The sequence below is a fragment of the Streptomyces sp. AC627_RSS907 genome (assembly GCF_019049165.1).
Map to the genome: position 1 here is coordinate 1 of NZ_JAGMUE010001497.1, position 618 is coordinate 618.

1 protein-coding gene is annotated in these 618 nt (G+C 75.9%); it reads left to right on the forward strand.

Going from position 1 to position 618, the window contains the following annotated elements; all coding sequences use genetic code 11:
- Positions 1–118: 118 nt before the first annotated feature.
- Positions 119–618, forward strand: a 500-nt coding sequence (locus KUM32_RS42650) for a response regulator transcription factor (protein ID WP_217146934.1), incomplete at its 3' end; no start/stop codon positions are given.

The following is a 618-nucleotide window of genomic DNA, read 5'->3' on the forward strand; positions in this document are numbered from 1 at the left end:
TCGCCCAGTCGATCCGGGGGCGGCTGCGAGGCCTGGGCGGCAGCGCCGTCCTCGACTCGGTGCCGGGGCAGGGCACCGAGGTGGAGTTGAGAGTCCCACGGGGGAGGAAGGACGCGTCATGAGCGAGGCAGCGGCCGTACGGGTGATGGTGGTGGACGACCATCCGATGTGGCGGGAGGCGGTCGCCCGTGACCTGGCGGAAGCCGGGTTCGACGTGGTGGCGACCGCCGGCGACGGGCCGCAGGCGGTGCGCCGGGCGACCGCCGCGCGACCCGACGTGCTGGTGCTCGACCTCAACCTGCCGGGGCTGCCCGGGGTGCGGGTGTGCCAGGAGTTGGTGGGCGCCGACCCGGCGCTGCGGGTGCTGGTCCTGTCGGCCAGCGGCGAGCACGCGGACGTGCTGGAGGCCGTGAAGTCGGGCGCCACCGGCTACCTGGTGAAGTCGGCGTCGACCGCCGAACTCCTGGACGCGGTGAGCCGCACGGCCGCCGGCGACGCGGTGTTCACGCCCGGTCTCGCGGGCCTGGTGCTCGGCGAGTACCGGCGCCTGGCCACCGACCCGACCCCGGCCAGCACCGACGAGCCGGGCGCGCCCCGGCTGACCGACCGGGAGACCGA